The organism is Teichococcus rhizosphaerae (genome assembly GCF_002631185.1).
In the GTDB taxonomy this organism is placed as follows: Bacteria; Pseudomonadota; Alphaproteobacteria; order Acetobacterales; family Acetobacteraceae; genus Pseudoroseomonas; species Pseudoroseomonas rhizosphaerae.
In genome coordinates this window covers 56,702-72,055 of record NZ_PDNU01000034.1, presented here as the reverse complement: position 1 = coordinate 72,055, position 15,354 = coordinate 56,702, and the positions used below count along the sequence as shown (strand labels likewise).

At 73.2% G+C, this 15,354-nt stretch carries 12 protein-coding genes; 3 read left to right on the top strand and 9 right to left on the bottom strand.

Annotation, left to right across the window (positions count from 1 at the left end; translation table 11 throughout):
• Positions 1-28: 28 nt before the first annotated feature.
• The gene (locus CR162_RS16120) at positions 29-964 is read right to left on the bottom strand and encodes an SMP-30/gluconolactonase/LRE family protein (RefSeq protein WP_099096559.1); all 936 of its coding nucleotides are present in this window, start codon (positions 962-964) and stop codon (positions 29-31) included.
• Between the two features lie 383 nt (positions 965-1,347).
• Here CR162_RS16120 and CR162_RS16115 point away from each other — a divergent pair, with 383 nt between their 5' ends.
• A complete protein-coding gene (locus tag CR162_RS16115; protein WP_099096558.1) occupies positions 1,348-4,002 on the top strand; it encodes an HWE histidine kinase domain-containing protein in 2,655 nt (884 codons plus the stop codon).
• A gap of 68 nt (positions 4,003-4,070) precedes the next feature.
• On the opposite strand, the gene zwf is transcribed toward CR162_RS16115, so the two are convergent.
• The 8 genes from zwf to CR162_RS16075 all read right to left on the bottom strand — a co-directional run bounded on the left by zwf (position 4,071) and on the right by CR162_RS16075 (position 13,744).
• Entirely contained in the window at positions 4,071-5,549 is a 1,479-nt protein-coding gene (gene zwf / locus CR162_RS16110) for a glucose-6-phosphate dehydrogenase (RefSeq protein ID WP_099096557.1), read from the bottom strand.
• A gap of 80 nt (positions 5,550-5,629) precedes the next feature.
• Positions 5,630-7,225, bottom strand: a complete 1,596-nt coding sequence (locus tag CR162_RS16105; protein ID WP_099096556.1) for a GMC family oxidoreductase — start codon at positions 7,223-7,225, stop codon at positions 5,630-5,632.
• 171 nt (positions 7,226-7,396) lie between these two features.
• On the bottom strand, positions 7,397-8,812 hold the full coding sequence (locus CR162_RS16100) for a GntP family permease (RefSeq protein WP_099096555.1): 1,416 nt from the start codon (positions 8,810-8,812) through the stop codon (positions 7,397-7,399).
• 113 nt (positions 8,813-8,925) lie between these two features.
• Positions 8,926-9,885, bottom strand: a complete 960-nt coding sequence (gene denD, locus CR162_RS16095; protein ID WP_099096554.1) for a D-erythronate dehydrogenase — start codon at positions 9,883-9,885, stop codon at positions 8,926-8,928.
• Positions 9,886-9,933: 48 nt separating this feature from the next.
• Positions 9,934-10,695 carry a DeoR/GlpR family DNA-binding transcription regulator gene (locus tag CR162_RS16090; RefSeq protein ID WP_099096553.1) on the bottom strand — a complete coding sequence of 254 codons (762 nt, stop codon included), beginning with the start codon at positions 10,693-10,695 and terminating at the stop codon, positions 9,934-9,936.
• Positions 10,696-10,708: 13 nt separating this feature from the next.
• A complete protein-coding gene (gene otnK, locus CR162_RS16085; protein WP_099096552.1) occupies positions 10,709-11,974 on the bottom strand; it encodes a 3-oxo-tetronate kinase in 1,266 nt (421 codons plus the stop codon).
• Between the two features lie 2 nt (positions 11,975-11,976).
• Positions 11,977-12,891, bottom strand: a complete 915-nt coding sequence (gene ltnD, locus CR162_RS16080; protein WP_099096551.1) for an L-threonate dehydrogenase — start codon at positions 12,889-12,891, stop codon at positions 11,977-11,979.
• Positions 12,892-12,988: 97 nt separating this feature from the next.
• A complete protein-coding gene (locus tag CR162_RS16075) occupies positions 12,989-13,744 on the bottom strand; it encodes a FadR/GntR family transcriptional regulator (protein ID WP_099096550.1) in 756 nt (251 codons plus the stop codon).
• 105 nt (positions 13,745-13,849) lie between these two features.
• Between CR162_RS16075 and CR162_RS16070 the strand changes: the two genes are divergently transcribed.
• Together CR162_RS16070 and CR162_RS16065 are read left to right on the top strand one after the other, a co-directional pair.
• Positions 13,850-14,542, top strand: coding sequence for a fumarylacetoacetate hydrolase family protein (locus CR162_RS16070; protein WP_099096549.1), 693 nt, complete (start codon positions 13,850-13,852; stop codon positions 14,540-14,542).
• A gap of 170 nt (positions 14,543-14,712) precedes the next feature.
• Positions 14,713-15,351, top strand: a complete 639-nt coding sequence (locus tag CR162_RS16065; protein WP_099096548.1) for a sigma-70 family RNA polymerase sigma factor — start codon at positions 14,713-14,715, stop codon at positions 15,349-15,351.
• Positions 15,352-15,354: the final 3 nt, after the last annotated feature.

Sequence of the window (15,354 nt, the reverse complement as noted above, 5' to 3'; positions counted from 1 at the left end):
CCGGGTGGCAAGCCCCCGGCCCACCCCTTCAGCCGGCGAAGCGCGGCTCGGCGATGCCCCGCACGCCGGGGAGGCGGAACAGCGCCACGCGCCCGCCATGCGGGTCGTCCTCCCGGTCCGCCCCGCCGAGCGAGGTGACGAGCATGCTCTGCCCGTCCGCGCCGCCCAGGGCGCACATGGTGGGCTTCCTCATCGGCACGCGGACGATGCGGTCCAGCACGCCCTCGGGCGTGAAGCGCTTGATGCAGCCCTCCCCCAGGGCGCAGCTCCAGTAGCCGCCCGCCGCATCGACGGTGGCACCGTCAGGCAGGCCCACCATTCCGCGCATGTCCACGAACACCCGGCGGTTGGCGAGGGCGCCGCTTTCCGTGTCGTAGTCGAAGGCCCAGACCATCCGCTCCCGCGGATCGGTGCCGGAGGCGTAGAAGACGCGCCCGTCCGGGCTGAAGGCGGAGCCGTTGGGGACGATCAGCCCGCCCAATCCGGCCTCCTCCAGCCCGCCCCTGCCGGTGAAGCGGTGCCAGCGGCCGGACGGGTCGCCGAGCGAGGTGTCGCTCACCATGGTGGAGGCGAGGAAGCGGCCCTGCCGGTCGCAGCGCCCGTCATTGAAGCGCATGCCCGCGCGCGGGTGGGAAACGCTGGCGAGGCGGGTCATCGCCGCCGCCTCCGCGCCGTCATGCTCGGGCAGCGCGACGTCGAAGATGCCGCTTTCGCAGGCGCAGACCAGCCCGGGGTGGGGGCCGGAGCCCCTGTCCGGCCGCAGCGCCAGGCAGCCCGCCATCTCGGCCAGGCGCCAGCTGCGGATGGCGCCGCTTTCCGGGTCCAGCCGGCGGATGACGCGGCCGGGGATGTCGGTCCAGAACCAGCGGCCCCGCGTGGCATCCCAGACGGGGCTTTCGCCCGTGCTGTCCCGCACCCCGTCCAGCAGTGCCTCCGGGCCGATCTCCAGGGTCTCGACGGTCATGGCCGTTCCTTGTTCCCGGCGGCGTTCCCGGCGGCGGCAGGAGCCTTTCCCGCCACGGCCCTCACGCCCGCCTCATTCAACACCAGGCTCGCGGCCGCCCAAAGCCCGTGCGGAACAGCCTGCACGGGCGGGGGCGCCGTGCCGAATATTTCCCGGCATCCCGGCAGAACCGGAAGTCCCGCCCGCCCGCCCCGGTCTTCCGCGAATATTCTGCCCGGAATGTCCCGGCGGGGCCTTGGCCCAGTAACGTCCTGTTAATGCTCCTTCGCCTCTGACCATGATTTCATTGGCACCGGCGGCCACCGCTTGCCACTCTGCGCGGGGGTGAGAAGGCTTGGCCACGGTGCCGGTCCGATCCCGTGGTTCATCAGGAGCGGTCCGACGTGGCACAGCAGGAGGAGGCCGGACCGCAGGGCCGCACGATGCCCGGCAACAGGCGGCGCGGCCCCGTCCTCAGCCTGCGCCTGCACCTCCTGCTGCTTTCGCTGGCCCTGCTCGTTCCCGCCCTGCTGGCCGGGGGACTGACCGCCTGGCAACTGGGCGGCGCCTACCGGCGGGCCTCCGAGGCCGGGCTGCGCGGCACCGCCCGCGCCATGGCCGCCGCGGTGGACCAGCAGCTCACCACCGCCGTCACCGCCGCCACGACCCTCGCCGGCTCGCTCGACCGCCTCCCCGGCGACCCGTCCGAGCTCGCCGGCTTCTACGCCCAGGCCCGCGCCGTGGGCGAGGCCATGGGCGGCTGGGTGGTGCTGGCCCATGCCGATGGCAAGCAGATCCTCAACACCCTGCAGCCGCTCGGCCGGACGCTGCCGGAGGCGCGCGGCCAGCCCTGGATCGCGCGGGCCGTCGAAACGGGGCGGGCGGTGCTGAGCGACAGGCTCTTCTTCGGCGGCGTGGCGCAGCGGCCGGTGCTGGCGGTGTTCGCGCCGCTGCGCGTGCCGGAAAAGCCCGGCGCGGTGGTGATCCTGGCCTTCGATCCGAACTGGCTGGCCACGCTGCTGGCGCGGATCCGCGACGGGCAGGTCGTCGGGCTGATCGAGCTCAGGAGCGGCAGCCTCGTGGCCCGCTCCGTCGGGCACGAGACGCATATCGGGCAGCAGGCGCCCCCCTGGATGGCCACGGCGCTCGCCGGCCAGCAGGAAGGGCTCGCCGAGATCTCCCTGATCGAGGGGCCGGGGGCCGTCGCCGCCTTCCAGCGGCTGGAGAGCGTGCCCTGGATGGCCTATGTCACCGTGCCGCTCGATGCCTATGAGGAGGCGTGGCAGCTTCCCCTGGTTCGCCTGGCGCTGGGCAGCACGCTGCTGCTGCTGGCGGCGCTGCTGCTGGCCGGCTGGCGGGCGCGGCGCTTCCTGGCGCCGCTCGATGCGCTCACCGCCGAGGCGCGCGCGCTGGCCGCGGGGCAGGCCGCGTCATCGGGCACCGCGCCCTTCGCCATCGCCGAGCTGGAAACGCTTCGCCAGGCGCTGGCCCAGTCCGGCCAGGCGATGCGGGCGCGCGCCATGGCCGAGGGCCGCGCCGCCGCCGCGCTGGAGATGATGACGGCGCTGCGCAACGAGCGCGACCGGGCGCAGCGGTATTTCGACGCCGCCGGGACCATGCTGCTGGTGCTGAACCCGGACGGGACGGCGCAGGGCATCAACCGGCACGGGCTGGAAGTCATCGGGGTGCCGGACGAGGCGGAGGTGCTGGGGCAGGACTGGATCGCCGCCTTTGTCGCGCCGCGCTGGCAGGTCCGGGTCCGCGCCGGCTTCCAGGCGCTGGTCGAGGGCGCGCAGGACCCGCCGCCGCAATCCGAGGTGGTGCCCCTGATCCGCGCCGATGGCGAGGAGCGGCAGGTCGCCTGGCGCAGCACCGTGCTGCGCGACCCGGAGGGGAGGTTCCTGGCGCTGCTGGCCTCGGGCGACGACATCACCGAGCAGCGCGCCAGCGAGGAGCGGCAGGTCCTGCTGATGCAGGAGGTGGACCACCGCGCCAAGAACGCCCTGGCCCTGGTGCAGTCCATCATCCGCCTGACGCGGGCGGACCACCCGGCCGACTTCGCCGACGCCGTGGAGGGCCGGGTGGGCGCCCTGGCGCGCGCCTACACCCTGCTGGCGCGCGAGCGCTGGGCCGGCAGCGACCTGCGCGAGCTGGCCGAGGCGGAACTGGCCGCCTACGCGCCGGAGGAGCGCGTGACCCTGTCCGGCCCCTCGGTGCGGCTGGCGCCGGAGGTGGTGCAGCCCATGGCGATGGTGCTCTACGAGCTGGCCTCCAACGCGGCGCGGCACGGCGCGCTTTCCAACCCGCGCGGCCGGGTCACCCTGGCCTGGGAGCGGATGGCGGATGGCGCGCTGCGGCTGGAATGGAGCGAGCAGGGCGGCCCCCTGCTGCCGGGCGGCGATCCTCCCCGGCGCGGCTTCGGCTCGCGCATGATCAAGGTGGCCGTGGCCGGCCAGCTCGGCGGCACGCTGGCCTTCGACTGGCGCCCCTCGGGCCTCGCCTGCACGCTCACCGTGGCGGCGGACCGGGTGTCGATCCGCCAGGGCGGCTTCTTCCTCCAGGCGGCGGGGCGCGGCCCCGGCCCGGCGGGCGAGGCTTCCGCGGCCACGGTGCTGCGCGGCCGCCATGTGCTGCTGGCCGAGGACGAGGCGCTGGTGGCGCTGGAGCTGGCCGAGACGCTGGCGGAGCTGGGCTGCGTGGTGGCGGGCCCGGCCGCCACCCTGGCCGAGACGCTGCGCCTGGCCGAGCAGGAGCCGCTGGATGCGGCGGTGCTGGACGTCAACCTGCGCGGGCAGGCGGCCTTTCCGGCGGCCGACATGCTGGTGCGGCGCGGCGTGCCGGTGCTGTTCGTCACCGGCTATGGCGAGATGCCGGGGGGCTGGGCGGTAGGCGGCGGGCAGGGGCGCACGGCGCTGCTGCGCAAGCCGCTGGCCCAGGGCGCGCTGGGCGTCGCGCTGCGCCGGCTGCTGGACGAGGCGGCGCCGCAGAGCCCCGCCACGCGGAAGGCCGCCGCGCGCGGCGGCCTTCCGCCCTCGCAGCGTTTCAACGGGCGGGGCTGAGCCCGCCTCCCACCGGGCGCGGCCTCGGCCCGGGTCCCGGCCTGGGCATCAGGGCCGCGCGGGCGGCCTCAGTCCAGGCTCTCATACCAGGTGCGGCCGTCGCGCTCGATCATGGCGATGGCCGCGCTCGGCCCCCAGCTTCCGGCGGCATAAGGGCGCGGCGCCTCGGGGCGCTCCTCCCAGCCCTGCAGGATCGGCTCGATCCATTGCCAGGCCGTCTCCACCTCGTCGCGGCGCATGAACAGGGTGGCGTTGCCGCGCACCACATCCATCAGCAGCCGCTCATAGGCATCCGGGTAGCGCTGGCCGAAGGTCTTCTCGAAGCTGATGTCGAGGCCGGTGGGGCGCAGGTGCAGCCCGCCCGGCCCCGGCTCCTTGGTCATCATCTCGAGCCGCATCCCCTCCTCCGGCTGCAGGCGGATGAGCAGGCGGTTGGGCTGCATGCCCACCGCCTCGCGCGGGAAGATGCTGAAGGGGGGCGTGCGGAACTCCAGGATGATCTCGGACATCTTGCGCGGCATGCGCTTGCCGGTGCGCAGGTAGAAGGGCACGCCCGCCCAGCGCCAGGAATTGACCTGCGCCTTCAGCGCCACGAAGGATTCCGTCAGGCTCGGCGTCTCCAGCCCCAGATCGGCCCGGTAGCCCGGCACGGGCTGGCCGGCGATGGCGCCCGCCGTGTACTGCCCGCGCACGGTGAACAGGTGCGCCTCGTGCGGCGCGATCGGGCGGAGCGCGCGCAGCACCTTCACCTTCTCGTCCCGCACCGCGTCGGCATCGAGCGAGATGGGGCTTTCCATCGCCAGCAGGCAGAGCAGCTGGAGGATGTGGTTCTGCACCATGTCCCGCAGGGCGCCGGCACGGTCGTAATAGCCGCCGCGGCCGCCGACCCCCACCTCCTCGGCCACCGTGATCTGCACATGGTCGATCATGTCGGCGTGCCAGAGGCGCTCGAAGATCGGGTTGGCGAAGCGCAGCGCCATCAGGTTCTGCACCGTCTCCTTGCCGAGATAGTGGTCGATGCGGAAGATCTGCGCCTCGGGCAGCACCTCGCCCACGGCCTGGTTGATCTCGCGCGCCGTCGCCAGGTCCCGCCCGATCGGCTTCTCCAGCACCACCCGCGACAGCGGACCGAGCGCGCCGAAGCCGGCGAGGCGCCGGCAAATGGGGCCATACAGGTCCGGGGAGGTGGCGAGATAGAAGGGGCGCACCTGCTCCGGCCGCTCCTCGAGGAGGGAGACGAGGGCGGGCCAGCCTTCCTCGCCCAGCCCGTCCACCTGCCGGTAGTGAACGAGCCCCAGGAAGTCCTGCAGTGCCGCCGCGTCCAGGCTGGCGGCCGGAACGTGCCGGCGCAGCGCCTCCTCCGCCATGCGGCGGTAGCCCTCCCCGTCCAGCGCCGTGCGGGCGGCACCGATGATGCGGCTGGTGGCGGGGAACTGCCGGTCGCGGAAGCGGTGGTACAGCGCAGGCAGCAGCTTGCGCATGGTCAGGTCGCCGGTCGCGCCGAACACGACGCAGTCGAAGGAGGCGACGGGAAGGATACGGGCCATGCCAGGCTCCAGCCGGTTTCGGGCGCCCGCGGGCCGTGGAGCCGGGGCGCGGAGGGTGGAAGGAAGGCGGGCGGTGCCGATCACCGCGCCGCCATCGGGCCCCGGCCCATGCGGCGTGCCAGCGCCTCGCCGATCATCACGCAGGTGAAGTGCAGGTTGGCGCGGCAATCGGTGGGCATGATGGAGGCGTCGGCCACGCGCAGCCCCTCCACCCCCCGCACGCGGAGATCGGGGTCCACCACGCCGCGCGGGTCCTCATGGGCGGTCATGCGGCAGGTGCCGGCGGCGTGCTGGATGTCCCCCGCCTCCCGCAGCATCAGCGCGTCCAGCGCGTCGTCGGGCAGGGCGGCGGCCTCGGCGAAGGGCAGGCCGCTCTCGCCCAGCACGGGGCCACGGGCGATGGCGGCGAGCGCCGGCTGGCGCAGCAGCGCGGCCAGGCGCCGCACCCCGTCGCGCAGGCGGAGCCGGTCGGCGGAATGGTCCAGCATGTTCTCCTCCACCTCCGGCTGCGCCTCGGGGTCGGGCGCGGTGAAGCGCAGCTCGCCGCGCGACAGGGCGTCGTAGAGCGCCACGCCGATGGCGCCCGCCGGCAGCGGCTGCCCGCCCTCCATGCCGCGGTGGTTGTAGGCGACCATGATCATGTCCCGCTCGCCGCCCATGCCGCTGCTGCCCATGCCGCTGCTGTAGGTCAGGCAGCAATTGGTGTGGCGCGCATCCGGGCCGCGCGCCGCATGCTCCGGCGCCAGGGCGAAGCCGGCGCGGATCACCGGGTGGTCCATCAGGTTCCGCCCCACGGAGGGCTGGTCGTGCAGCACGGGCAGGCCGAGCGCACGCAGCACGGCGGCGGGGCCGATGCCGGAGCGGACCAGGATGGCCGGGCTGTGGATGGCGCCGGCGCAGAGCACCACCTCGCGCGCCGCGACCTCCCGCCAGCCGCCCTCTCCCTCGAAGCGCAGCCGCACGCCACGGGCGCGGTGGTTCCCGTCGAACAGCACGCGGTCCACCAGGGCGCCGCCGCGGATCTCGAGGTTGGGGCGGCCGCGCGCCGGCTCCAGATAGGCATCGTTGGTGGTGACGCGCTGCCCGCCCCGGCTGTTGATCGGGTGGCAGGAGACCCCCTCCCCCTCCGGCGCGTTCTGGTCGGGCTTCCAGGGGTAGCCGGCGGCCAGCGCCGCCTCGCGGAAGGCGCGGTCCACCGCGCCCCACTCGGCCATGGGCGTGCGGAACACCGGCAGCGGGCCGCCCGGCCGGCCCATCTCCGCGTCGTCCTCAATGGCGTCGAAGAGCGGCATCACATCGGCGGCGGACCAGCCCTCGCAGCCGGCCTCGGCCCAGGCGTCGAAGGCGGCGGGCACGCCGCGGATGGCGATCTGCGCGTTGACGGCGGAGGAGCCGCCCAGGGCGCGGCCGCGCCAGTAGAAGCGCGGCTCCTGCACGGCGGTGCGGCGCGCCGTCAGCCCCGGCCACTGCCATTCGGCCTGGTGCGCCGGGTCGTGCATGAAGGGGATGATGTTGGCGCTGCGCAGCGCCGGCGGCGCCTCGGCTCCGCGCCAGTCCCGGCCCGCCTCCAGCAGCAGCACGCGCCGCGCCGGGTCCTCCGACAGCCGGGCCGCCAGCGGCGCCCCCGCCGAGCCGGCGCCGACGACGATCACATCATAGGGGGCGGTCTCGGTCATGCGGCGGGCGTCCTTTCGCGGCGGCGGGTCGGGCGGCAGCGTAACAGCCGGCGGCGGGGCGGACGACCCCGCCACGATGCCGGACGCCCCATGAAAAAGGGCGGAAAGGGCTGCCCGCCCCTTCCGCCCCGTCCCGCGCCTCCCCCTGAGGCAAGGGAGCCGCGCCCGGCCTCAGCCGACGATGGCGTTGACCACCAGCAGCGTCACCAGCGCCGTGCCCCAGCCGATGGTGGTGGGCACCGACCAGGTGAGCAGCTGGTGCTTGGCGTTCTTCACGCCGAGGATGCGGTTGATCACCCAGAAGTAGCTGTCGTTGAAGTAGCCGAACACCATGGAGCCGATGCAGGCGGCCTGGGCGGCCAGCGCCATGTTGACGCCCTCGATCTGCGCCAGGATGGGCGAGGAGATGGAGGCGGCGGTGATGATGGCCACCGTGCCGCTGCCCTGGATCAGCCGCACCAGCGTGGCGATGACGAAGGGGATCAGGATGGCCGGCAGCGGCAGCGTCGCCACCCACTCGCCGATGTACTGGCCGGTGCCGCTGTCGCGCAGCACGCCGCCCAGCGCGCCGCCCGCGCCGGTGACGAGCATGATGATGCCGGCGCTCTCCACGCCCTTCTCCATCTCGCCCACCGCCTCGTCGCGCGTCATGTGCCCGGCCAGCCCATAGGCCGCGAGCGCCACGCCGATGCCGACCGCGATCACCGGGTTGCCGATGAAGGCGGCGACCTGCGCGAAGCCGGACTGCGCCAGCGCCGTGTCGCCGGTCGCCTTGGCGATGCCCGCGACGACGGTGTTGAGGAAGATCAGCAGGATCGGCACCAGGATCGGCAGCACCGAGCGGGTCAGGGAAGGCAGCTCGCCCTCGCGCTTCGCCGCCGCCTCCTTGAACTGGCCGAAGGCCGCCGCCGCGTTGCCGCCCAGAGGCTCGCCGGTGTCGCGCAGGATCATCGCCTCGATGCGCGGGCCCATGACGCGGGCATACCAGATCAGCATGAAGGTGGCGGGCAGGGTCAGCACCACGCCCCACAGGATCATCATGCCGATGTCGACGCCGAAGATGCCGGCGGCGCCGAGCGGGCCCGGCGTCGGCGGCACGGCGTGGTGCGTCAGCATCAGGCCGCCGGCCAGCGCGATGCCCATGGTCAGGACCGACTTGCCGGAGTTGCGCGCCAGGGCGCGGGCCAGCGGGTTGAGGATGACGAAGGCGCTGTCGCAGAAGATGGGGATGGAGACGATGTAGCCGGTGGCCATCATCGCCCATTCCTCCTTCTTCTCGCCGAGCCAGCGGACGAAGGTGATGGCGAGGCGCTCGGCGGCGCCGGTCACCTCCAGGATGCGGCCCATCATCACGCCGAAGCCGATGACGAGGCCGATGGTGGAGAGGGTCCCGCCGAAGCCCCTGGTGATGGAGTTGACCACCGCGTCGGGCGCCATGCCGGCGGAAAGCCCGGCGATGGAGGCGGCGATGACCAGCGCCAGGATGGCGTGGATCTTGGTGCGGAGCACCAGGAAGATCAGCAGCGCGATGCCGAATACCAGGCCGACGATTGCCGCCGGGCCCACAGTGCTAGCCGCACCATTCATGGGAACTATTCTCCGAAAACGTTATCATTGTTGGCGGCGGACACCCCGCGCCCGCCGCGCTTCCCCTTCTCCGCGGAAGGGAGGAGCCCGGCCCTCCCCTTCCGTGCCGGCCCTCAGCCGATGAACTCGTCCTTGTACTGGCGCACCACCGCGTCGAAGTCGCCGTCGCGGGTGAAGCCCAGCGCCAGGGGGCGGCTCACGTCGAAGTCGCCGGGCCAGCTGCAGACGATGTCGATGATGCGCTGCTCCGGCACCTCGGTGACGCGGGCCCGCGCCTCGGGGCCGCCGACGCGCTCCAGGCTCGCCAGCATCTCGGCCACGGTGACGCACAGGCCGGGCAGGTTCAGCGTGCGCCGCCCCCCGAGCCTCTCGCCCGGCACGGCGATGGCGTGGACGAGGTTGTCGGTCACGGTGGCCGGCGAGGACAGCCACATGCGGGTGGCGGGCGGCACGGGGCAGTTGGAGGCCTGGCCGTTCAGCGGCTCGCGGATGATGCCGCTGGCGAAGGAGGAGGCCGCCGCGTTCGGCTTGCCCGGGCGCACCACGATGGTGGGCAGGCGGCAGACACGGCCGTCGATGAAGCCCTTGCGCGAATAGTCGCCCACCAGCAGCTCGCCGATCGCCTTCTGCGCGCCGTAGGAGGATTGCGGCAGCAGGGCCAGGTCCTCCGGCACCACCTCCGGCATCGGGCCGCCGAACACGGCGAGCGAGCTGGCGAAGACGAAGCGCGGCGTGGTGCCCAGCGCGCGGCAGGCTTCCAGCAGCGCGCGCGTGCCGTCGAGGTTGACGCTCATGCCGAGGTCGAAATCCGCCTCGGCCTGGCCGCTGACCACGGCGGCCATGTGATAGACGGCCACCGTGTCCGGCGTCACCGCGGCGCGGATGAAGGCGGGGTCGGACACGTTGCCGGTGACGGAGGAGACGCGCGGGTCGTCCACCGCGCAGGGTGCGAGGTCCACCGAGACGATGCTCTCGAAGGCGGGCAGCCCCTCCACCTGGCCCGCGCGCGCCAGCAGCGCCTTGATCAGCCGCGTGCCCAGGAAGCCGGCGCCGCCGGTGACGATGATCTTCATGCGTGTTGTCCTGTCAGGGGATCCTGCGGGTGGCCGGCATGGCGCGGGCTACCCGGCGATGTGCAGGGCGATGCCGGCGCGCCGGATGGCGTCCCGGACGGTGTCGGGCAGCCCGCCATCGGTGACGATGGCCGAGAGCGCCTCCAGCGGGATGGCGTTGAAGGTGCCGAGCTTGCCGTATTTCGTGCTGTCGGTGACCAGCACGCTTTCCTCCGCGCTCTGCGCGATGGCGCGCTTGACCGCAACCTTGTTCTCGGAGGGCGTCGAGACGCCGCGCATGCTGAAGGAGGAGGTGGAGATGAAGGCGATGTCGAAGTTGAAGCGCCGCACCGCCTCCGCCGCCGGGTCGCCGACGCAGGAGCGGTTCTCCCGCTCCACCTCGCCGCCCGTGTGGTAGAGGCGGCAGGCGGCGTTGCGCATCAGGTGCGAGGTGATGACGAAGTCGTTGGTGACGACCGAGATGTCGTCCCGGCCGGTCAGGGTGTGGGCGATCTCGAGCGTCGTCGTGCCGGCGTCGAGATAGATCACGGCGCCAGGCCGCACCATGGCGGCGGCGAGGCGGCCGATCGCCGCCTTCTCCGTGTGCCGCAGCTGCGCCTTGGCATGGTGCGAGGGCTCGGCGAGGATCTTCTCCGGCAGCTGCACGCCGCCGGCCACCGTGGTCACGCGCCCGGCCCGCTCCAGCTGCTGCAGGTCGCGCCGCACCGTCATGTGCGACACGCCCAGCAGCTCGGTCAGCTCGGCGATGCTGAGCACGCCGCGGCTTTCCAGGCGGGAGACGATCAGGTTCTGGCGTTCGGCGGGGATCATGCGGGAAGGCGGATCAGGCGGCGCCGGCCGCCATCTCCTGCGCCTGGAAGAAGAAGCGCTCCTGGCCGAAATTGCCCGACTTCAGCGCCAGCGACAGCGGCTTGCCCACCGCGCGCACCCAGGGCACGCCGGGGGCGATCTGCGGCCCGATGGCGAAGCCCTTGATGCCGAGCGACTGGGTGACGATCCCTGAGGTCTCGCCGCCGGCCACGATGAACTGGCCGAAGCCCGCCGCCTCCAGCAGCCGCGCCAGCGCGCCGAAGGTGCGCTCCACCGCCTCGCTGGATTCCGCAGCGCCAAAGCGCGCCTGCACCGTCTTCAGTGCGTCCGGCGGCATGGTGGCATAGACCAGCGGCGCCAGGCCACCCTGCGGCTGCGCCTTCACCCATTCCGCCAGTTCGGCCGCGTAGCCCGCATCCTCCAGGCAGCGCGCCACGTCGACGGCCAGCGACGGCGCCGCCTCGCGGTAGGCCGCCACCTGCGCGTTGGTCATCTGCGAGCAGGAGCCGGACAGCACCACGGCGCGGCCGGGCGCCGGCCTGCCGCCCTCGGCCGCCCGCGCCGCGTCGCCATGGAGGTCGGTCCAGGCGCAGGCCATGCCGTCGGCGAGGCCCGAGCCGCCGGTGACCAGCCTCATGCCGGCCACCGCCTGGCCCATGGTGACGAGGTGCGCGTCGTTCAGCGCGTCCAGCACGGCGTAGCGGACGCCGCTTTCCCTCAGCTTCGCCAGGGCGGCGCGCACCGCCTCGGGGCCCTGGTCCATCACCGTGCTCGGCACGTTGCCGGCGCGGCCCTTGGACTGCGCCTCCATCACGCGCATGATGTTGCTGTCCGTCATAGGCGTCACGGGATGGTGGCGCATGCCGGATTCGTGCAGCGGCACGCCGTTCACGAACAGGTAGCCGTTGTAGATGGTGCGGCCGTTCACCGGCAGCACCGGGCAGATCACGGTGAAGTCCTCGCCCAGCGCCTCCAGCAGCGCGTCGGTCACGGGTCCGATATTGCCTTTCGGCGTGCTGTCGAAGGTGGAGCAGTACTTGAAGAAGAACTGCGGGCAGCCGCGCGCCTGCAGCCAGCGCAGCGCGGCGAGGCTTTCCTCGATCGCCTGCTGCGGGGGGCAGGAGCGGGTCTTGAGGCTGATCACCACCGCATCCGCGTCCACCTGCAGCGCGTCGTCCGGCACGTCGTTGAGCTGGACGGTGCGCAGGCCGTTGGCCACCAGGAAGCCCGCGATGTCGGTGGAACCCGTGAAATCGTCGCCGATGACGCCGAGGCGCATGCTCACTTCTCCTCCTTCACGCCGGGAAGCCGGATGCCGGCGAAGGTCTTGATCACCGCCGCGTCGTCCTCCTTGCCGAAGCCGGCGTTGGAGGCGTTGGCGAACATGGTGTAGGCGGTGGTGGCCAGCGGCAGCGGGAAGTTCATGGCCAGGCCCGTCTTCGTCACGAGGCCGAGGTCCTTGACGAAGATGTCCACCGCCGACTTCGCCGTGTAGTCGCCATCGACCACGTGCTTCATGCGGTTCTCGAACATCCAGCTGTTGCCGGCGGCGTTGGTCACCACCTCGTACATGGTGCCGAGCGGGATGCCGGCGCGGGCGGCCAGCGCCATCGCCTCCGCCCCCGCCGCGATGTGCACGCCGGCGAGAAGCTGGTGGATGATCTTCACCGTGGCGCCGAGGCCGATCTCCGCGCCGATCTCGTAGACCTTGCCGGCCACGGCGTCGAGCACGGGGCGGAGGCGGTCGAAGGCGGCGGGCGAGCCGGAGGCCATCACCGTCATCTGCCCCGCCGCCGCCTTGGCGGCGCCGCCCGAGACGGGGGCGTCGAGCGGCAGCAGGCCATGCGCCTCGAGCCCGGCGGCGATCTCCCTGGCGTCCTCGGCCGAGATGGTGGCGGAGACCATGACGCCCGCGCCGGGGCGCAGCCTGGCGGCCAGCCCATCCTCGCCGAACAGCACGGCCTTGCACTGGGCGGCGTTGACCACCAGCAGCAGCACCGCGTCCAGCGTCTCGGCGAAGGGCAGCGCGCTGGTGCCGGCCCCGGCCGCGCCGGCCTCGCGCAGCGCGCTGGTGGCGGCCGGGTTCAGGTCCACGCCATAGGTGTGCAGCCCGGCGGCCAGGCAGGAGCGCGCCGCCCCCATCCCCATCGAGCCCAGCCCGACGACACAGACATGATAGGCGTTGCTGGGCGGCATGCGGGGCCTCGCGGTGTTAAATCTTGTGCATCAACGTTGCGGTCGCGCCCTCATAGTCACAGGCTGGCAGGGTGTAAATCGTTCTCTCATCAAATTTTCACAAATCCGCACAGCGCCTTGGAGGGCCCGGCTGGGCTGGCTCCGCCGCGATCAGCCGGTGCACATGCCCGACATGTTCGGCCATCGCCGTGGCCGCCCCCTCCGCATCGCCGGCCAGGATCGCGGCGACGATGCGCGCATGCTCGGCGAAGGAGGGGTGATCGGGCGGCGGGCCGCCGGGGCGCGGGCGCTGCCGGTCCCAGGTCAGGGTGCGGCGCAGGGTGGCGAGCTGGTCGAACAGGTGCAGCAGCGCCAGGTTGCCGGCCGCGGCGGCGATCTCGCGGTGCAGCCGGGCATCCTGCCCCTCGAAGCCGCGCCAGCTCTGGCCGGCGGCGCTGCCGTCGCGCAGGGCGGCGCGCAGCAGGGCCTGTTGCGGCGCCGTGGCGTTGCGGGCGGCGAGGGCGGCGAGCTGCGGCTCCAGCACCAGCCGGGCCTGGCGGATCTCGTCGAGGCTGCTCCGCGCCGCGAGCGCCGCCACGTCGCCGATGGCGGCGAGCGGCCGCGGCCCCAGGAAGGTGCCCTTGCCCACATGCCGCCAGAGTTGCCCCGCCTCCTCCAGCCGGGCCAGGGCGTGGCGCAGCTCGGCGCGCGAAACGCCCAGCTCCTGCGCCAGGGCGCGCTCGGGCGGCAGGCGTCCGCTGGCGGGAAGCGCGGCCTTGGCCAGATAGGCCCGCAGCAGGGTCAGCACCGGCGCGCCGCCCTGGCTGTCGTCCTGGCTGCCCGCCCGGCCATTCGCCTCGTTGTCCTTCCGCATGATTCCCGCCCCCGCACCGGTTGACGCGCCGCGCCGCCTTCTCTAACCAATCCGCCAATTGGTTGGGCGCCGCAAGGGCGGTGCCCCGAGGAGGAGGGTTCCAGCATGCGCTATGTCATCGAGCCGCCGCCGGAGGCCGTGCTGCCGGTCCGGGGCGAGGAGGGCGTGTTCCCGGTCCGCCGCATCTGGTGCGTCGGCCGCAACTTCGCCGACCATGCGCGCGAGATGGGCCACGACCCCGACCGCGAGCCGCCCTTCTTCTTCGCCAAGCCCGCCAGCGCCGTGGTGCCGGGCGGCGGCACCCTGCCCTTCCCCGTGCAGACCAAGGACCTGCACCACGAGATCGAGATGGTGGTGGCCATCGGGAAGGGCGGCAGGGACATCGCGGCGGCGGACGCCCTCTCGCATGTCTATGGCTATGCCATCGGCCTCGACATGACGCGGCGCGACATCCAGGCCGAGGCCAAGAAGCTTTCCCGTCCCTGGGAGCTGTCGAAGGGCTTCGACCAGTCCTGCCCGATCAGCGAGATCGTGCCCGCCGCCCGCATCGGCCATCCCGAGAAGGGCAAGATCGAGGTCACGGTGAACGGCAAGGTGCAGCAGACGGGCGACCTGAACCAGATGATCTGGTCGGTGCCGGAGTCGATCGCCTACCTGTCCCGCTACGTGGAGCTGCTGCCCGGCGACCTGCTGATGACCGGCACGCCCTCCGGCGTCAGCTCCGTGAAGCCGGGCGACGCGCTGCACGGCGTGTGCGAGGGCGTGGGCGAGATCAAGGTGACCTACCAGGCTGCCTGACGCGCCCCAGCCGGCCGCCAACTGGCCGCCAGCGGGCCTGAAGAACGCGGAGAGCCCAGGGGATCCACGCCCCCGGGCTCTTTTTTTCGCGGCCGCCGGAAAAAAATGCCTATCTCCCGCGTGGGTTCGCGCCGCCCCGTCCGTATCAGGGGGGTCACGACACAAGACCCATGCCGCACGCCCTTTTCTCCATCGCCGGCTGGGAGGCCCCTATCACCGAGCGGTCCTCCCCCGAGGCGGTTTCTGTTCCGCCAATGGCCCGCGACCGCGCGGCGGCCGAGGACGCGGCGCTGCTCGCCTGGGCGGCGGCGGGCGACCGGCTGGCCTTCGACCAGCTCGCCACGCGGCACCTGCCCGCGCTCTACCGCATCGGGCTGCGGATCACCGGCAGCGGGGCGGAGGCGGAGGAGGTGGCGCAGGAGGCGCTGCTGCGCGCCTGGCGCCACGCCGCCCGCTTCGACCCCGCGCGGGGCAAGGTCGGCACCTGGCTTTGCAGCATCGCCAGCCATGCCGCGATCGACCGCGCCCGCCGCGCCGCACCCCTGCCCCTGGAGGCCGCGCCGGAAACCGCCGACCCGGCGCCCGACCCGGAGGCGGCGCTGGCCGCCCGGCAGCGGCAGGCCCTGCTGGACGCGGCGCTGCGCGAACTGCCGCCGCGCCAGCGCGCCGCCCTCGCCCTGGCGCACGACCAGGGGCTGAGCGGGGCCGACGCCGCCGCCGCCCTTTCCATCTCCACCCGCGCCCTGGAGGGGCTGCTGCGCCGCGCGCGCGGCCTGCTCGCCAGCCGGCTGCGGGGCATCCTGGATTGACGC

Coding starts and splice junctions, on each gene's coding strand:
- CR162_RS16120 (WP_099096559.1), bottom strand. CDS start 964: ATGACCGTCGAGACCCTGGAGATCGGCCCGGAGGCACTGCTGGACGGG.
- CR162_RS16075 (WP_099096550.1), bottom strand. CDS start 13,744: ATGCGGAAGGACAACGAGGCGAATGGCCGGGCGGGCAGCCAGGACGAC.
- zwf (WP_099096557.1), bottom strand. CDS start 5,549: ATGGCCCGTATCCTTCCCGTCGCCTCCTTCGACTGCGTCGTGTTCGGC.
- ltnD (WP_099096551.1), bottom strand. CDS start 12,891: ATGCCGCCCAGCAACGCCTATCATGTCTGTGTCGTCGGGCTGGGCTCG.
- CR162_RS16070 (WP_099096549.1), top strand. CDS start 13,850: ATGCGCTATGTCATCGAGCCGCCGCCGGAGGCCGTGCTGCCGGTCCGG.
- CR162_RS16100 (WP_099096555.1), bottom strand. CDS start 8,812: ATGAATGGTGCGGCTAGCACTGTGGGCCCGGCGGCAATCGTCGGCCTG.
- CR162_RS16090 (WP_099096553.1), bottom strand. CDS start 10,695: ATGATCCCCGCCGAACGCCAGAACCTGATCGTCTCCCGCCTGGAAAGC.
- otnK (WP_099096552.1), bottom strand. CDS start 11,974: ATGCGCCTCGGCGTCATCGGCGACGATTTCACGGGTTCCACCGACATC.
- CR162_RS16065 (WP_099096548.1), top strand. CDS start 14,713: ATGCCGCACGCCCTTTTCTCCATCGCCGGCTGGGAGGCCCCTATCACC.
- denD (WP_099096554.1), bottom strand. CDS start 9,885: ATGAAGATCATCGTCACCGGCGGCGCCGGCTTCCTGGGCACGCGGCTG.
- CR162_RS16105 (WP_099096556.1), bottom strand. CDS start 7,225: ATGACCGAGACCGCCCCCTATGATGTGATCGTCGTCGGCGCCGGCTCG.